Source organism: Paenibacillus sp. EB106-04-04-XG159 (assembly GCF_058791835.1).
The window spans coordinates 53,275-69,903 of the sequence record NZ_JBYTDY010000007.1; the positions used below are offsets into that span (position 1 = coordinate 53,275).

Consider the following 16,629-nt stretch of genomic DNA (forward strand, 5'->3'; position numbering starts at 1 on the left):
GAATAGAAACATGATAGATAGAGAGAGGGATGATGGCCAATGATGGAGATTCCAGATATAGAACTGATACGCAGAAAAATGGATCAACAATGGGTAGGTCAACGAATTCGCGGTGTGCATGTACAGCGTGAATCTTGGTTGACTGTCTCGATGGAAGAGCTTGCTGATGGTGTTGTTGGGCGAATGCTCTTATTTGTGGAGAGACGGGGCAAGGCGCTCATTTTCCATCTGGATGATGGCCGGCGATTGATGCTGCAAGTTGGATTCGGAGGCGAGATGCAAGCTTATCCAGTCCATAACGAAGAGACGGATAAGGCTAAAGAGGATAAACCTCAAGAGCATCTTGAAGATGGAGTTGTGTCATCTCATAGCGAACGTGCCGCAAAGGCGCAGCTTGTTCTGACGCTCGATAACGGTTCTTGGGAAGTCAGCGGAGCTCGCTCTTTGTCATTGCAGTGGATCACAGCAAAGGAACTGTCTGAACAGTTGAAGAAATGGGGGCCGGACCCGTTGTCTCGTAATTTGAATGCGGAAGTGTTCAAACGTATATTCGAGAAGCGCCGTACTGCGTTGAAAACAGCACTGACGAATCCTGCTGTGATATCGGGTATAACTCCTGTTGTTGCCGACGAAATATGTTTTCGTGCCGGTTTGTTGCCGAATGTAAGGACAGAGGTGCTTACGGAAGAGGATTGGAAAATTGTATATGAGGCGATGTTCGCTTGGCTTCAGGATGCAATTGAATATACAGAAACGAATCCTTATCAGTTAAATGGTCGCGTCGGAGAGTCATGCCCAACTTGCAGTGGGAAGATTGAGGAAATGACAATTGCAGGAAAGCCTGCAGTCCACTGTGCATCATGCCAATCTGAGCATGCTAAGCGTACCGAAATTATGGCTAACCACTAGACAGAAGAGAGGGATATCAATTGATTCATGTATATCTGGATGATAGGCGGCGCTGCCCTGAAGGCTTCGCGCTTGCTAAGAATGCTAAAGAATGTCTTCAGCTTCTAGAACTTGAAGAAGTGGATATGCTGTCTCTTGACCATGATCTTGGTTATGGAGAGCCGACTGGCACAGAGCTCGTGAAGGAGATGGTGCGTCGCGGCCTATATGCCAAGCGCATCTATATACATACGTCCTGTCAGACTGGTCGACAACGAATGTATGAGATGCTGTATACGAATAAGCCTGAGCACGTTGAGCTATATAACGAGTCATTAACGATGGACGCTTTGCGCGAAGCAAGCAGGAGCAAGTGATAAGCATGAGGGACATTAAACTGCCCGAACTGCTCTCTATAATAGATGCTGCCGATCAGGCAGGAGATGACGCGCGACCTGATGCGGTTTATGTGTACAGTCCGATCTGCGGCACTTGCAAGCTGGGTGAAGAAATGCTGCGGGTGGTACAGCACGCTCTGCCTCATTTGCGGCTATATCGGCTTGACTTGAACATGTCTCCTGAGACGGCTGCTCATTATAAGATTCATAGCATTCCTTGTCTTATGATATGGCCTCATCATTCCAGAAACGATAGTATTCCGGAACTGCATTATGCACTGCATTCCGTCACTCATTTGTTTGCATTGCTCGGGGGAGGTAGAATGGATGATTGAACTGCAACAGGTCAACTTTTTACGAGGCGAACGTACGATACTGGACGATCTGAATTGGAAGACAGCGCCTGGAGAGCAGTGGGTTATCCTCGGGCGTAACGGTTCAGGCAAGACGACATTACTTGAAATGTTAATGGGATACCAATTTCCATCTAGCGGTATAGTAAACGTGTTGGGCCATCAATATGGGCGATGCGATGTACGTGAGGTGCGCAAAGAGATTGGATACATTGGTCAATCTTTAGTGGAGAAGCTCACCTTGCGAGATCCTGTATGGGAAATAGTCGCCTCAGGGATCCAAGCCTACTTGCGATTGTACGAGGTGATACCTGAGGAATGGAAGACTCGGGCCTTCGATAATTTGAGATTAGTAGGTCTGGAACATTTGGCGGAGCAGCCGATGTCTGTTTGTTCACAAGGTGAACGTAAGAAAATATTGCTCGCCCGCGCGCTAATGAGCAATCCTAAGCTGCTCGTGATGGATGAGCCATGCTCAGGTTTAGATCTATATGAACGTGAAAAATGGCTGCAGGACTTGGAACAGCTTCGCGACCGTCATATTCATACGGTATATGTAACGCACCATTTAGAGGAAATCGTTCCGATCTTTACGCATGTCGCGTTGTTGGAAGGCGGCCGTTTCGTAGCTGCTGGTCGGAAAGAAGAAGTATTAACAGAAGAACATTTATCACACACCTACGGACTGCCGGTAGCAGTCGATTGGCTGGATAATCGCCCATGGGTTCGATTAAAGTCAACGTAGGGCTGGAGGAATCTCATTTTGACAGAGCAAATAGAACATAATAACGCAGCATCACAGCTTACGGCTCACTATGAACACGGATCACATTGGATCATTACGGCTAATCATAGTTATATTCCATATGCGCAGGAAGAGCTTCGACGTCGATACGGTCAGTTGAAGAGCCAGATCTTCGTGCCTGGGGAAGTCGCCCTGATGGAGCTTCCGGATGCTGCAACAGAGATATGGCGTCACCAGGTCGATCAGCCTGCGATGTTCATTCGTGACATGTTCCCGGTGATGGCGGTATTGTCCGCTGAAGACATTCAAACGGAGGAACAAGCTGCTAGACTGTGGGACAAGCTTATATCCGAGAGCGGCATTATGGTGGAAAATGGCGCTAAAGTGTCCGTTCACCTGCGACGGAGCAAGGGGAAGGAAGAGACGGAGCTGAATCAGAAGCCATTGTTTGAAGCTGCACTGCAGCAGCGAGGACTTGAACCAGTACTGCGGGCGCCGCAATGGATATGGTCTGTCTTCATCCATGATGGCAATCTGTACACGGGCATTGCTTCAATAGCGGATCAAGGCTCAGACTGGCCGGGAGGCGCTATTCGCTTTCAACGCGAGGAAGGTCAGATCTCGCGTGCGAAATTCAAGCTGCTCGAAGCGGAGCACGCTTTCGGCTTGAGCTTCGCGTCATATCGCAACGCGCTCGACATTGGCGCTGCCCCAGGAGGCTGGACAAGCCTGCTGCTCGAACGCGGGGTGCATGTAACGGCGGTTGACCCAGCGAAGATGCACGAAAGCTTGCAAGGGCATCCGCAGCTGCAGATCTTTCAGCGCAATGCGGCCGAGGTGGCGTTCGAGCCGAATGAATTCGATCTGCTCGTCTGTGATATGAGCTGGAGCCCGAAGCATACGGCTCAGCTTGTAATCGAGTTGCTGGATGCTGTAATGCCTGGCGGTACCATCATTGTGACGGTGAAGCTGATGCATAAGAAGCCTTTGCAGACGATTCGCGAATGCATGGCGATGTTTGAGGAGCATTTGCACATTCTGCGTGCGAAGCAGTTGTTCCACAATCGCGATGAGATCACACTTTATATGATGAAGTATTAATAGCGTTAACTACTAACGGTATATGATGATCAGTCGAATATAGATTAGGCAATAATCATGCAAAAGTGAACTTACGCTAGACAAACTATTTTCGTTGGCATATAATGGCATCAATTATACACGTCTAGTAAGGGAAAGCATCCCGAACAATCCTGGCACCAGGAGTTGTTCGGGATGTTTTGTTATATATGATGTTGAGTTTCGAAGGAGAGAAGAGTGGATGGGGACGATAAGTACGAGAGCGCATTCACGTTTAACTAGAGGCATGCTGTTCCAAAGGAGATATCGTATTGTTCGCCTTATTGGCAGCGGTGGGATGAGCTACGTCTATGCAGCGATGGATGAACGATTGATGGGTAAGCAATGGGCGATTAAAGAATCCATTCCGCTTGAATATGATCGAGATCATTTATTTCGCGAAGCTCAGTGGCTTACTGCTCTGCGGCATGCAAATCTGCCGATTATCGTTGACTTCTTCCCTCCTGACGCGAGTGGCCATGCTTATCTCGTCATGGAGCTCATTGAAGGGGAGACTTTGGCAGAGCGAGTGAAGAGCAAGCGCATATCTTTGCAAGAAGCTGTATCGATAGCGCTTCAATTATGTGATGCGCTTCAATATCTGCATCAGCAGCAACCGCCTATCATCTATCGAGATCTGAAGCCGTCTAATGTGATGCTGACGAGAGAAGGGGCGGTCAAGCTGATTGACTTTGGCATCGCCAGGCAGCACGATGTGCGCGCTGATAGCGATACAGTCAAGCTGGGAACAGTCGGGTTTGCTGCGCCTGAACAGTACGAAGGCAAGCAAAGCGATGCTCGGACAGATCTTTATGCGGCTGGCGCAATATTGGCCTATATGCTGACAGACGGTAAATGGTGCGGAACAGTAAGATTTCGGAGTGAAATGGTTAAAGAAGCGGCTGATGAAGAGTTCGGCAGCATAATTGCTAAGCTCCTATCACCTCGGCCGGATGAACGTTATGGATCAGCAGCTGAGCTTATGGAGGAGATTCGAGCTTACGCTGAAAGTCACATCCAGAATACGAGTGGACACAGTATCGGTAAGGTTTGGCCAGATGAGCTGCCCAATAGACATAACGCCCTTTCTCAACTTTCACGGTCACAAGGAGCTGTAGTCGCGCTGCTTGGCGTATCGAGCGGTTTAGGTACGACGCATACAGCCATATCGATTGCGCATGCCGCTGCAAGATTGTTCAAGGGGCGAGTTGCTTATGTGGACACGGTAGGAGAGCAATCCGCGACTGTGGCAGCACTCTCTCGTTCCATGGATTCGTCCGGTACAGAGCTTCGAAGCGAGCAGCCATACTTATGCAATGGTGTTCACCACATTCACTTATGTACAGGAGAACAGGGGAAGTATGGCGCCATTCATCGTATCGACAACCTCATGCAACAGTGGCAATCCCAATACGATCTCATCGTTCTGGATCTGGGCAGCGGTCAAGAGCCCTCTCGGATGACAGAATTTATGCGTGCGACGAGCAGTTGGCTTGTGGGCAGTGCTGCGCCTTGGAGGCTGCAGCATATGGACGAGGCATTGGCTTATTTGCAGGAATGCAACTATAAACGCTGGAACTATCTAGTTCCGCACGCTTCGACGAGCAGCTTGCGACAGCATCCCGCACGTCCTGTATGCCAGCGGGTGATAGGCTTTCCTACCTGTGTAGACCCTTTCAACGGCCATGCTGCTATCGATCAGTGGCTGTTGAAATGGATTTTGCCAAGCTCAACGATGAAGCCTCGTTATTGGCTAAGACGGTGGCTGCGCCATCGCCCCAAGGACTCTGTCCAGCGCGATGCAGCCCATTAACGAGAAGAGGTTGTCCCATTAGTAGAAGTTCTACTGATGGGACAACCTCACGGATCAGCGCAACGACAAGCGTGGCTGCCTTATTCTCTAAGCATTAATTAAAATAACCAAGATAATATTCCTCTTCAGTTGTCCGGTTCCGCTGATTATCATGGGAAGGTGTCTTACTGATGTTTTTGATGTTATTGCTGTTATTGCTGTTATGGAGCACACGTCGAGCTGTAACATAAGAATTGTCCCAAGCTGAATCGCTTAGATTGGAATAAGTTACTCCAGGATCTCCATAGGTGTGCAGCAGTTTGTCATTGCCTGCATAGATCGCCACATGACTGATCTTTCCTTTACCTCGTCTGCCGGATGAGAAAAACACGAGGTCTCCCTTTTGCAGTTCAGAACGTTTTACAGCTGTTCCTTCGTTAGCTTGCGTATATGAAGTGCGCGGCAAGTCGACACCTACTTGGCCGTATACATATTGCACGAAAGATGAACAATCAAAGTTTTTCGTTTGATTTGTGTCCGCGCCAAACTTATATGGTGTACCTAGATACTGATTGCCGATCTGAATGACCTGGTCCGCAGTGCTTGTACTTAAAGCGTTGAACTGACCATTTGATGTTGAAGAAGGATGTATTGTGCTATTAATATCGACTGAGCTCGGATATACGGCTGCCTCATGAGATAACGCTTTTGCTGACGCAGGTCTAGACAAGATAGAAACTGCCAGGAGGCAGGAAATGATGGCAGCGGCTTTAGACCTATTCTTGAACGAAAATGTCATATTTGTCACTCCTTAGTTACGATTTGTTACTAAAGAGTATATCAGAAGTATATATCAACACGCATATACTAAATGATGTAAATTATTCTTTTCCCTGTGAAGCATTTTGAACATGCAGTAAACTTTTCTGTGTGAAATATGAAAATAAAAAAGAACCTCCAGCCGCTATAAAAGCGGTCCAGAGGTTCTTTATAACTGAAGATCATGATCGTCAAATGTCAAGTTAATCACGGCTGGCAATGATCAAGATTGTTCCTTCACGTACTGAGATCGTACCTTGGGACTCCACAAGCTTGTTGCTGATGCCAAGAGATTGCCCTATCGTAAGTGAAGCATTATGCAGCGGATAAGCGAACCCTTCCAAGTCGATACCCTGAACTTGTGAAGATAAGGGGAGCAACGATACATAAGGATAGCCTTCGTCCAAGATCGATATGCGGCTGTCTGTAAGCTGAATTCGATTATTCGCGTCTTTAATTTGCATCGGAATGCTAAGCTCAAGCGCTCGTTTAAGCAAATGAATGTTAGCAAGTGTATGATCTAAACGAGTCCCCGTCGCACCCAAGAGCAGAATTGACTTCGGATTTCTATTCACAGCAGCACGAAAAGCGAGCTCTGTGTCGGTATAGTCTTTGTCTATCGGATCGCAGGCCTCGAACACTAAACTCGAATGGGTAATTCGTTCAAGCTCTTCCGCATGTACGGAATCGAAATCGCCAAGCGCAAGATCGGGCCGATATCCGTGTTCAATTAAGGTTAAAGCACCACGGTCCGCGCCGATGAGGAAGTCTGATTCCTGAATATCTGCAAGTACTTGGCGATCAACATGACCGCCAGCCACAATAACGATACGTTTGTCATGAATAAGAGTTGGTTGGAGCATAAGTTACCTTCCTTGTATGGAGTAGCATGTAGTAGTTAAACTTACTTACAGTATATAGCTTAATTGAATGAATACCAATAGGTGTACAGCAGTTCAACAAGAGTAGAAAACGTATAGCTGAAAGGTGAGTAATTGATCTTCGCTGCCTTATATCGTTACAATAGAGAAAACGGATGTACATAGGAGTTGGATCGTATGATTAAAGTATTGTTTGTATGTCTTGGGAATATTTGTCGTTCGCCAATGGCGGAAGCAGTGATGCGGCATAAGGTTAGCTTAGCTGGACTTGATAGTCAGATTCAGATTGACAGTGCGGGTACAGGAGATTGGCATATTGGCAAACCGCCTCACACTGGAACGAGAAGTCTGTTGGATCAGCATAAGATTGACTATAAGGGGATGCAAGCTAGACAATTGCATGTTCATGATTTCAAGGATTATGATTATATTGTCTGTATGGATGAAAGCAACGAACGTGATGTTAGAGGGTGGGAAGGCGCATCCGGCGCAACAGCAGAGATATTCAAGTTCATGGATCTGCTGCCTGAAGAAATAGAACGTAATGTACCGGATCCCTATTTTACAGGCAACTTTGATCATGTGTATCGTCTCGTTAATGCTGGTTGCGATCAGCTGCTTAAACGAATTATGAATGCTCAACACTCAGTTGAGTGTTGAGGGAAGTGGAGTTCCGTCTGGGGACTCCATTTTATATGAATAACAATAAGCAGTGTGAATCTGAAACGAAAATTAGTGTGCAGCGTATGAAATTAAACGGGAGATGCTGATAAATAGATAAGAGACAATGATCTGTAGAAATTTTGATTTACATTCGCTATTGAAGGGGAGTAGATAGACCTTGGAGGGGGAAAAGCAAAGCCTCAGCGCAAAGCTGCTGCGATTTTTATTACATTATAGATTAATTTTCTTTTTACTTGTACTGCTGCTTATCGGGTTGAATATCTTTGTGTTTAATCGGATATCGTTCATTTTTGTACCCTTAAAAGTTATACTTGCAACTATTTCTTTACCAATCATGTTGGCAGGCGTAGCCTACTACTTGCTGAATCCAATCGTTGACATGCTGGAGAAGAGGAAAGTTAAACGAATCTACGCTATACTGCTGGTCTATTTGCTGATAGCTGGATTAGTTACATTTTTGGTGGTCGCAATTATTCCATTTGTTCGCGATCAAATTATTAGCTTAGTAAACAATCTCCCCATTTACTTTTCTGAAGTACAGAAATTGCTGGAGCAGGGTATTGCTAGTGACCTTTTCGTGCAGATCCAGCAAAGCCTAGATCTTAATTTGCCTGACTTAATGCAAGATTTCACCGCCAAATTATCAGAACTTGTTAACAGTACAGTTCATGGCATTGGATCTGTGGTTGGGACAGTAACACATATCGTGTTTACCATTGTGCTTGTGCCATTTGTGCTGTTCTATCTTCTGAAGGATGGCAAGAAGCTTCCAAGGTATATTGTCAGTTTCTTTCCGACCGATCTTCGAAAGCGTACTGCCAGTGTTTTGTCTGAAATGAACGGACAGATCAGCTCGTATATTCGCGGTCAGATCTTGGTAAGCATGTGCATCGGTATGTTACTATACATTGGATATTTGATCATCGGTCTGGACTACTCGCTGGTGCTTGCCATCATCGCAGCATGTACAGCAATCGTGCCTTATCTAGGACCTGCTATCGCGATAACACCTGCGCTGATCATTGCATTAGTTACATCACCGATCATGCTGTTGAAAATGATTGTCGTGTGGACCGTTGTTCAATTGATAGAAGGAAAGTTCATTTCGCCTCAAATCATGGGTAAGTCGCTAAAGATTCACCCGCTGACGATTATCTTCGTAATCTTAATTGCGGGCAATCTGTTTGGTATTATGGGCATCATATTAGCGGTACCGGGATACGCAGTGCTTAAGGTAATCGCTACACATTTGTTCCGCTGGTTTAAAGAACGTTCAGGTATATACCAAGAATCATAATAACAAGAATAAGGCTCCTATTCGGACTTGTTGTCTGGATAGGAGCCTATTTGATATGGGCAGATTAGAGTAGGAAATGACGAAGCGCATCAGGGATATGCTTCTGCCAGAAGCCCCATAAGTGTTGACCATCGTGTTCTTCATAATGAACATGAGCTCCGCGTTCCGTGAACAATTGACGAGCGCTGCGATTAAGATCAACAAAATCAAACACTCCACGATCGGTCTCAAATGCTGTTTCCTGCAGTCCGACAATCATAAACAGGTGCAGCCACGATAGATCAGTCTGTTTGCGGATAATCTCCTGCGAAGCTGGGTAGTACGCACCGGATAAAGAGATGACTTGTCTGAATTTATCCGGCGAACGCAGTGCCGCATGCAATGATGATGTTCCGCCCAATGAATCTCCAGCTAGAACAATATCGGTCCATTCTTGACGGACAGGGAACAAGCGTTCAATGGTCGGGACGATATCTACAGATAACGAGGCCATATACGTTTCAAAACGTTCTCCATCTGGTGAATATTCAGAAGTGCGAATTTTCTTATCGACATCGATTCCAACTACGATAAAGGGTTCAACATCGTCATCAATAATGATGCGATTGGCGATGGTAGCTACTCGGCCGAAATTGAAGAAATCCTCTCCATCTTGGCAATAAACAACGGGGTACGTCAACATCTCTTGATAGCCTGGCGGCAAATAAACGCGCACATCGCGTTTTCTGGATTCAAGTAGTGGACAATCGATTACATGCTTAACAATGGTTCTCTTTAAATAAACGTTATCTGTCACTGTTTGTCACTCCATGCAAATTTTTGTTTGAATTGGTTAACACTAACGTAGATGGAAGGGAACTAGAAATTTTTTCTTTTTGTTCGTGAAATATCCACCAAGTTCACTAAAATTAGTATTGATATTCACAAATCAGTCAATTTTGTTGCACTCTGTTACATTGTGAAAATATGTCTGTTATAGCAACACCGCAAAATAAAACGCATAAATTTCGCGATTCCTTTGACTTATCGACTACAACAGGTGTATGATAATGATATAACAGAGATCAAAATTCTTCAAACTATTTATTGAGGTGAAAATGATGAGCAAGCTCCCATTCGAAGTTCAAACGGAAGATGTAACTCCATTAACCGTGTTGTCTCCTGAAGGAGAAGTTGTTAATCCGGATATGATGCCGGAACTTAGCGATGAGCAATTGAAAGAAATCATGTACCGTATGGTATTTACTCGCACATGGGATGAACGTGCGATTAACTTAGGTCGTCAAGGCCGCCTTGGCTTCTATGCGCCAGTATCTGGTCAAGAAGCATCGATGGTCGGCAGTGTATATCCGCTTCAAAAAGAAGATTTCGTAGTGCCAGCATATCGTGACATGCCTCAGATCGTATGGCATGGATTGCCGCTCTATCAAGCTTTCCTATATTCTCGTGGACATCAGCACGGCGGTCAAATTCCTGAAGGTGTTAACGTATTGATGCCGCAAATCATCATCGGTGCGCAAATTCTGCACGCAATGGGTATCGCTAAAGGCTTCAAGCTGAGAAAGAAACCGCAAGTAGCGATCACATACACAGGTGACGGCGGTTCTTCCGAAGGCGATTTCTACGAAGGCATGAACTTTGCAGGTGCTTATGAGCTCCCTGTTATCTTCTTCGTACAGAACAACGGCTATGCGATCACAACTCCATTCGCGAAGCAAACTGCAGCGAAATCCATCGCTCACAAAGCAGTTGCTGCAGGTATCGTTGGTATGCAAGTTGATGGCATGGACGTTCTTGCTGTTATTAAAGCAGTTCAGATCGCTGCTGAACGCGGTCGCAAAGGCGAAGGCGCAACTCTGATTGAATCGTTGACATACCGTTTCCGTCCGCATTCCATGGCGGATGATACGACAAAATACCGCACGAAGGACGAAGAGGCAGAATGGTCAGTTAAAGACCCAATCGAACGCTTCGGTAAATTCCTGGCTGCTAAAGGACTTTGGACTGAAGAAGACACAGCTCGCGTGAAAGAAGAAGCGAAAGCTAAAGTCAACGAAGAAATCAAACGTGCTGAGAAGACAGAGAAGATGACGGTTGCTGGTTTGATCGATTCGATGTTCGAAACAACACCACAGCATCTGGAAGAGCAAAAAGCTGATTTTCAATAATCATTCGGTTTGATATAGATCGTAACAGATAGGCAAAGAGATCTTTGCTAAAACGGTAGGGAGGACACGATTCAATGGCACAAATGAATATGAAAGAAGCGATTCGCGACGCAATGCGCGTCGAGCTTAAGCGTGACGAGAACGTTCTCGTATTTGGTGAAGACGTTGGACACGTCGGCGGTGTATTCCGTACGACAGAAGGTTTGCAGAAGGAATTTGGCGAAGATCGAGTGTTCGATACTCCGCTTGCAGAGTCCGCAATTGGCGGTATGGCATTAGGTCTTGGTATTCAAGGCTTCCGCCCAGTAGCAGAAATTCAATTCGTTGGATTTATATATGAAGCATTGGATCAAATCTGTGTGCAAGCTGCACGCTTGCGTTTCCGCTCTGGCGGCCGTTACAATGCGCCAATCGTATTCCGTACGCCTTTCGGCGGCGGTGTTAAAGCGGCTGAGCTTCATACAGATTCCTTGGAAGGCTTGCTTGTACAAACTCCAGGTATCAAGGTAGTTATTCCTTCTAACCCATATGATGCTAAAGGTTTGTTGATCTCCGCGATTCGCGACAACGACCCAGTATTCTTTATGGAGCACTTGAACTTGTACCATGCATTCCGTGATGAAGTACCTGAGGATGCATACACAGTTGAGATCGGTAAAGCAAACGTTGTGCGTGAAGGTAAAGACGTTACAATCCTTGCATACGGCTTGATGGTTCACACAGCGATGAAAGCTGCTGCTGAGCTTGAGAAGCAAGGAGTTCAAGCAGAAGTCATCGATCTTCGCACGTTGATGCCGCTTGATATCGATACGATTGTTGCTTCGATCAAGAAGACTAACCGTGTCATCATCGTTCAAGAAGCACAGAAAACATCTGGTGTTGCTGCTGAAGTTATTGCGCAAATCAATGAAAAAGCAATTCTGCACCTCGAAGCACCAGTGCTCCGTGTAGCAGGTCCAGATACGATCTATCCATTTGCGCAAATCGAAGATCAATGGCTCCCAACGCCAGCGAGAATCGTAACAGCTGTTAATAAAGTACTGAACTTCTAATAAATAGAACTGTAATTGAACGTAGGAGGTTTTCATCGTGGCTAAGTTTGAATATCGCTTCCCAGAACTAGGTGAAGGGTTGCATGAAGGCGAAATTATTAAGATGCTTATTAAGCCTGGTGATAAAGTAACAGACGACGATATCATCATGGAAGTACAAAACGATAAAGCGATTGTAGAAGTACCTTGTCCGGTAAACGGAACAGTGCTTGAAGTGTTGGCTAAAGATGGTCAAGTCATGCACATGGGTGAGGTTGTTGCAATCATCGACGCGGAAGGCGAATTGCCAGATCAACCAGAAGCTGAAGAAGCAGAAGCACCTGCAGCAGAAACAGCTGCGGAAGCACCTAAGGCTGCGGCTCCTGTAGCTGCGGTACCTGCACGCGAAGTATTGGCAACGCCAAGCGTTCGCAAGCTTGCTCGCGATCTCGGCGTGAACATCGCTGAAGTTCCTGGAACAGGCAATGTAGGCAAAATCACACGCGAAGACGTTGAAGCATTTGCTCAAGGCGGAGCACCAGCTCCTAAGGCTGCTGAAGCACCTGCAGCTGACAAAGCGCCTGCAGCTAAAGCGGCAGTAGCAGCTGCTGATCGTTTTGTAGAAGAAGAGCGCGTACCATTCAAAGGTATCCGCAAAGCGATTGCGAATGCAATGGTTAAATCCGCATACACTGCACCGCACGTTACAATTATGGACGAAGTGGATGTTACAGAGCTCGTAGCATTCCGTACTCGCTTGAAGCCTATGATGGAGAAGAAAGGCAAGAAGGTAACTTACCTGCCGTTCATCGTAAAAGCATTGGTAGCAGCTTGCCGCGAATTCCCGGTTATGAACGCAATGATCGACGAAGAAGCGAACGAGATCGTCTACAAGAAATACTACAACATCGGTATCGCGACAGATACAGACAACGGCTTGATCGTTCCTGTTATTAATGACGCTGATCGCCGCAGCATCTGGATGATCGCTGACGATATCCGCGACTTGGCAGCACGCGGCCGTGAAGGCAAGCTTGGTCCTAAAGAGATGAAGGGCAGCACGATTTCCATCACGAACATCGGTTCCGCTGGCGGTATGTTCTTCACTCCGATCATCAACTTCCCTGAAGTTGCGATCTTGGGTACTGGCCGTATCTCCGAGAAGCCAGTTGTGAAGAACGGTGAGATCGTACCGGCTTCTGTAATGGCATTGTCCTTGAGCTTCGACCACCGTATTATCGATGGCGCGACAGCACAAAACTTTATGAACTATATCAAGCAATTGCTCGCTAATCCAGAATTGCTTGTAATGGAGGTGTAATCAATGGTAGTGGGAGACGCATCTTTAAATATTGATACATTGGTTATTGGCGCAGGCCCTGGCGGTTATGTAGCAGCGATCCGCGCTGCACAGCTTGGTCAAAGCGTATTGATCGTAGATAAATCCGAAGTAGGCGGCGTATGCTTGAATCGCGGATGTATTCCATCCAAAGCGTTGATCAGCGCTGCACACCAGTATGAAGTAGCGAAGCATGGTTCTGACATCGGAATCAACGTTGAGAACGTTACTGTAGACTGGGATAAAGTTCAAGGCTTCAAGTCCGGAGTTGTGAAAAAGCTGACTGGCGGCGTTGGCGCCCTGTTGAAAGCAAACAAGGTGCAAGTGTTCAAAGGTGAAGCGATGTTCATCAACGAAACAGAAGCGCGCTTGTTCAACGATCAAGAAGCGCCTCGCTACAAGTTCAACCACTGTATCGTAGCTACAGGATCCCGTCCGATCGAACTGAAAGCTTTCCCATTCGAAGGCCGCATCCTGTCCTCGACAGAAGCGTTGTCCTTGCCTGAGATTCCGAAGAGCATGATCGTTATCGGCGGCGGCTACATCGGCGCTGAGCTTGGTCAAATGTACTCCAAGTTCGGTACTAAGGTAACTGTCATCGAAGGCGCTGATATGGTGCTTCCAGGCTTCGATAAGGATATGACTTCAATCGTTGCTAAGAACATGAAGAAATCGAACGTCGAAATCTTCACAGGTGCGAAAGCAGAATCTGCTACGCAAACTGAGAACGATGTAACGGTTAAATTCACTGTAGGCGGCGAATCGAAAGAAGTTACAGCTGATTATCTGCTTGTTACAGTTGGCCGTCGTCCTAACACAGACGGTGACTTCGGTCTCGATATGATCGGCGTGAAGATGACGGATCGCGGATTGGTTGAAGTTGACCATCAAGGACGTACTAGCATTCCGAATATCTTCGCTATCGGTGATATCGTTGCTGGTCCAGCACTTGCTCACAAAGCATCCTATGAAGGTAAAGTAGCGGCTGAAGCGATCGCAGGCATGCCTAGCGTCGTTGATTATAAAGCAATGCCAGCTGTATGCTTCACAGATCCTGAATGCGCAAGCGTAGGCTTGTCGGAGACGGAAGCTAAAGCTCAAGGCAAGAATGTGAAGTCCGGTAAGTTCCCTTATGCAGCAAATGGCCGTGCTTTGTCGCTTGGCGGCAGCGTAGACGGATTCGTGAAGATCGTAGCAGATGCTGACACTGGTATCGTGCTCGGTTCACAAATCGTTGGACCTGAAGCGTCCAACCTGATCGCTGAAATGGGTCTTGCAGTGGAAATGGCAGCGACAGTCGAAGATCTGGCGTTGACAATCCACGCGCATCCAACACTTGGTGAGATCGTTATGGAAGCAGCAGAAGTAGTGCTCGGCCATCCGATCCACACAGTGAAGTAAGCTCTTTTCTCCAAGATTTGGTTCTTGTATGTAATGGTTCTAATGCACATGGTGCTTCCCCCCCCGCATCCGGTTGGATGGCGGGGGATTTTTTTGTACGTTGATAAATTACGATAACTCCCAATCGCGCAACCTTAATTTTTTTGTTAAACTATAGTTTAAGATTAAATAGTAGATGATCGGAGTGGATATAGAATGAAAGCTTACTTAGCATTGCTAGAAGACGTATTGGAACATGGTGTTCATAAAGAGGATCGTACAGGTACGGGAACTCTCTCGGTGTTCGGGCGCCAATTGCGATTTGATCTTCAGGAAGGGTTCCCGCTTGTGACGACAAAACGCTTGCATCTGAAATCAATCGTACATGAATTGCTGTGGTTCTTAAGCGGCGATACGAATATACAATACTTAAAGGAGAATGGCGTTCGCATCTGGGATGAGTGGGCAGACGAGAACGGCAATCTTGGGCCTGTATACGGTTCTCAGTGGCGTCATTGGGAAGCGAAGGATGGCCGTGTCATTGATCAGATTGCGAATGTAATTGAGCAGATCAAGAACAATCCGGATTCCCGCCGCTTGCTCGTATCCGCATGGAATGTGGGCGAGGTCGATAAGATGAAGCTTCCTCCATGCCATTATGCGTTCCAGTTCTACGTTTCGGAAGGTAAGCTTAGCTGCATGCTGAATATGCGCTCTGTAGACACCTTCCTCGGACTGCCATTTAACATTGCGAGCTACGCGTTGTTGACTCATATGATCGCTCAGCAGTGTGATCTGGATGTAGGGGAATTCATATGGTCTGGCGGTGATGTACACATCTATTCGAATCATGTGGAGCAGGTCAAGACGCAATTGGAGCGCGAACCATATGCGCTGCCTAAGCTCGTGATCAAGCGGAAGCCGGAATCGATCTTCGATTATAAGTTTGAGGACTTTGAATTCGAAGGCTATACGTATCATCCGACTATCAAAGCGCCAATAGCTGTGTAGGAAAATGGTGTGATCATGCAATCGGCATCATAACAGCACTAGATGAAGGAGCATTCGTATATGGGAATTAGCATGATATGGGCAATGGATCGGAATCAGCTCATTGGCAAGGATAACGGAATGCCTTGGCGTTTGCCGAATGATATGGCTTTCTTCGTTAAGCAAACGAAAGGCAAGACGGTTGTGATGGGACGCAAAACGTTTGAGTCGATTGGCAGTAAGCCTCTGCCAAAACGACATAATGTGGTGCTGACACGAAATACGGAATGGACGCATGAAGGAGTCGATGTCGTTCATTCGATCGAGGCTGTGCTGAAGCTTGCGCGCGAGGAAGATGTGATAATCATCGGCGGTGCTGAAGTCTACAAGCAGTTCATGCCATATGCGGATCAGCTATATGTTACATATATAGATGCTGAATTCGAGGGAGATGAATATTTCCCGCCATTTGACGAGTCGAATTGGACGATTGTTGAAGAGCTGCCAGGTACAGTTGATGACCGCAATCTGTTTGCTCATCGCTTCGTCATCTACAAAAGATTGTTATAAAGCTGAAAGAACATCGCTATCACAGGAACGATTCCATCCGTCATTCAGTGCAAATGATACGCTTAATACTCTATGGGAAATGCGTTGCCGATTCCATAATATAAAATGAAGGCTATTATAGGACCAGCTATGTAACATATAGCTATAGATATGAAGAATAGAATCGGATAGACAT

The 16,629-nt window shown here is 46.4% G+C and carries 17 protein-coding genes; 14 read left to right on the plus strand and 3 right to left on the minus strand.

The genetic code is table 11. The features are described 5' to 3' along the window. The first annotated feature begins 39 nt into the window (after positions 1 to 39). The 6 genes from AC3WTP_RS10440 to AC3WTP_RS10465 all read left to right on the plus strand — a co-directional run bounded on the left by AC3WTP_RS10440 (position 40) and on the right by AC3WTP_RS10465 (position 5,316). Positions 40 to 909, plus strand: a complete 870-nt coding sequence (locus AC3WTP_RS10440; RefSeq protein WP_492394546.1) for a DNA-formamidopyrimidine glycosylase family protein — start codon at positions 40 to 42, stop codon at positions 907 to 909. Positions 910 to 929: 20 nt separating this feature from the next. Then, positions 930 to 1,265 carry a cyclic-phosphate processing receiver domain-containing protein gene (locus tag AC3WTP_RS10445; RefSeq protein WP_492394547.1) on the plus strand — a complete coding sequence of 112 codons (336 nt, stop codon included), beginning with the start codon at positions 930 to 932 and terminating at the stop codon, positions 1,263 to 1,265. A gap of 5 nt (positions 1,266 to 1,270) precedes the next feature. After that, positions 1,271 to 1,621: a thioredoxin family protein gene (locus AC3WTP_RS10450; RefSeq protein ID WP_492394548.1), complete on the plus strand. Its 351-nt coding sequence runs from the start codon at positions 1,271 to 1,273 to the stop codon at positions 1,619 to 1,621. Then, on the plus strand, positions 1,614 to 2,384 hold the full coding sequence (locus AC3WTP_RS10455; protein WP_492394549.1) for an ABC transporter ATP-binding protein: 771 nt from the start codon (positions 1,614 to 1,616) through the stop codon (positions 2,382 to 2,384). The genes AC3WTP_RS10450 and AC3WTP_RS10455 overlap by 8 nt, the downstream gene beginning before the upstream one ends. An 18-nt stretch (positions 2,385 to 2,402) precedes the next feature. Beyond that, positions 2,403 to 3,485 (plus strand): SAM-dependent methyltransferase, encoded by a 1,083-nt coding sequence (locus tag AC3WTP_RS10460; RefSeq protein WP_492394550.1) that lies wholly within the window; start codon positions 2,403 to 2,405, stop codon positions 3,483 to 3,485. 220 nt (positions 3,486 to 3,705) lie between these two features. Next, positions 3,706 to 5,316, plus strand: coding sequence for a serine/threonine protein kinase (locus AC3WTP_RS10465; protein WP_492394551.1), 1,611 nt, complete (start codon positions 3,706 to 3,708; stop codon positions 5,314 to 5,316). Between the two features lie 94 nt (positions 5,317 to 5,410). Here AC3WTP_RS10465 and AC3WTP_RS10470 read toward each other — a convergent pair whose 3' ends face one another. Both AC3WTP_RS10470 and AC3WTP_RS10475 read right to left on the minus strand, forming a co-directional pair. After that, a complete protein-coding gene (locus tag AC3WTP_RS10470) occupies positions 5,411 to 6,094 on the minus strand; it encodes a C40 family peptidase (RefSeq protein WP_492394552.1) in 684 nt (227 codons plus the stop codon). A gap of 223 nt (positions 6,095 to 6,317) precedes the next feature. Next, complete coding sequence (locus tag AC3WTP_RS10475; protein WP_492394553.1) at positions 6,318 to 6,977, minus strand: thiamine diphosphokinase; 660 nt, start codon at positions 6,975 to 6,977, stop codon at positions 6,318 to 6,320. Between the two features lie 195 nt (positions 6,978 to 7,172). Between AC3WTP_RS10475 and AC3WTP_RS10480 the strand changes: the two genes are divergently transcribed. Both AC3WTP_RS10480 and AC3WTP_RS10485 read left to right on the plus strand, forming a co-directional pair. After that, the gene (locus AC3WTP_RS10480; protein WP_492394554.1) at positions 7,173 to 7,655 is read left to right on the plus strand and encodes a low molecular weight protein-tyrosine-phosphatase; all 483 of its coding nucleotides are present in this window, start codon (positions 7,173 to 7,175) and stop codon (positions 7,653 to 7,655) included. Positions 7,656 to 7,836: 181 nt separating this feature from the next. Then, positions 7,837 to 8,976, plus strand: a complete 1,140-nt coding sequence (locus AC3WTP_RS10485) for an AI-2E family transporter (protein ID WP_492394555.1) — start codon at positions 7,837 to 7,839, stop codon at positions 8,974 to 8,976. A 64-nt stretch (positions 8,977 to 9,040) separates the two neighbouring features. On the opposite strand, the gene AC3WTP_RS10490 is transcribed toward AC3WTP_RS10485, so the two are convergent. Next, the gene (locus tag AC3WTP_RS10490; protein WP_492394556.1) at positions 9,041 to 9,772 is read right to left on the minus strand and encodes an alpha/beta hydrolase; all 732 of its coding nucleotides are present in this window, start codon (positions 9,770 to 9,772) and stop codon (positions 9,041 to 9,043) included. Positions 9,773 to 10,076: 304 nt separating this feature from the next. Here AC3WTP_RS10490 and pdhA point away from each other — a divergent pair, with 304 nt between their 5' ends. The 6 genes from pdhA to AC3WTP_RS10520 all read left to right on the plus strand — a co-directional run bounded on the left by pdhA (position 10,077) and on the right by AC3WTP_RS10520 (position 16,454). After that, the gene (gene pdhA / locus AC3WTP_RS10495; RefSeq protein WP_492394712.1) at positions 10,077 to 11,144 is read left to right on the plus strand and encodes a pyruvate dehydrogenase (acetyl-transferring) E1 component subunit alpha; all 1,068 of its coding nucleotides are present in this window, start codon (positions 10,077 to 10,079) and stop codon (positions 11,142 to 11,144) included. 74 nt (positions 11,145 to 11,218) lie between these two features. Beyond that, positions 11,219 to 12,196, plus strand: a complete 978-nt coding sequence (locus AC3WTP_RS10500) for an alpha-ketoacid dehydrogenase subunit beta (RefSeq protein WP_492394557.1) — start codon at positions 11,219 to 11,221, stop codon at positions 12,194 to 12,196. 37 nt (positions 12,197 to 12,233) lie between these two features. Continuing rightward, a complete protein-coding gene (locus AC3WTP_RS10505) occupies positions 12,234 to 13,496 on the plus strand; it encodes a dihydrolipoamide acetyltransferase family protein (RefSeq protein ID WP_492394558.1) in 1,263 nt (420 codons plus the stop codon). 3 nt (positions 13,497 to 13,499) lie between these two features. Continuing rightward, a complete protein-coding gene (gene lpdA, locus AC3WTP_RS10510; RefSeq protein ID WP_492394559.1) occupies positions 13,500 to 14,915 on the plus strand; it encodes a dihydrolipoyl dehydrogenase in 1,416 nt (471 codons plus the stop codon). Positions 14,916 to 15,110: 195 nt separating this feature from the next. Further along, positions 15,111 to 15,905: a thymidylate synthase gene (thyA, locus tag AC3WTP_RS10515; RefSeq protein WP_492394560.1), complete on the plus strand. Its 795-nt coding sequence runs from the start codon at positions 15,111 to 15,113 to the stop codon at positions 15,903 to 15,905. Positions 15,906 to 15,965: 60 nt separating this feature from the next. Beyond that, positions 15,966 to 16,454 (plus strand): dihydrofolate reductase, encoded by a 489-nt coding sequence (locus tag AC3WTP_RS10520; RefSeq protein ID WP_492394561.1) that lies wholly within the window; start codon positions 15,966 to 15,968, stop codon positions 16,452 to 16,454. Positions 16,455 to 16,629 lie beyond the last annotated feature (175 nt).

Coding starts and splice junctions, on each gene's coding strand:
- lpdA (WP_492394559.1), top strand. CDS start 13,500: ATGGTAGTGGGAGACGCATCTTTAAATATTGATACATTGGTTATTGGC.
- AC3WTP_RS10450 (WP_492394548.1), top strand. CDS start 1,271: ATGAGGGACATTAAACTGCCCGAACTGCTCTCTATAATAGATGCTGCC.
- thyA (WP_492394560.1), top strand. CDS start 15,111: ATGAAAGCTTACTTAGCATTGCTAGAAGACGTATTGGAACATGGTGTT.
- AC3WTP_RS10475 (WP_492394553.1), bottom strand. CDS start 6,977: ATGCTCCAACCAACTCTTATTCATGACAAACGTATCGTTATTGTGGCT.
- AC3WTP_RS10440 (WP_492394546.1), top strand. CDS start 40: ATGATGGAGATTCCAGATATAGAACTGATACGCAGAAAAATGGATCAA.
- pdhA (WP_492394712.1), top strand. CDS start 10,077: ATGAGCAAGCTCCCATTCGAAGTTCAAACGGAAGATGTAACTCCATTA.
- AC3WTP_RS10500 (WP_492394557.1), top strand. CDS start 11,219: ATGGCACAAATGAATATGAAAGAAGCGATTCGCGACGCAATGCGCGTC.
- AC3WTP_RS10470 (WP_492394552.1), bottom strand. CDS start 6,094: ATGACATTTTCGTTCAAGAATAGGTCTAAAGCCGCTGCCATCATTTCC.
- AC3WTP_RS10520 (WP_492394561.1), top strand. CDS start 15,966: ATGGGAATTAGCATGATATGGGCAATGGATCGGAATCAGCTCATTGGC.
- AC3WTP_RS10455 (WP_492394549.1), top strand. CDS start 1,614: ATGATTGAACTGCAACAGGTCAACTTTTTACGAGGCGAACGTACGATA.
- AC3WTP_RS10465 (WP_492394551.1), top strand. CDS start 3,706: ATGGGGACGATAAGTACGAGAGCGCATTCACGTTTAACTAGAGGCATG.
- AC3WTP_RS10480 (WP_492394554.1), top strand. CDS start 7,173: ATGATTAAAGTATTGTTTGTATGTCTTGGGAATATTTGTCGTTCGCCA.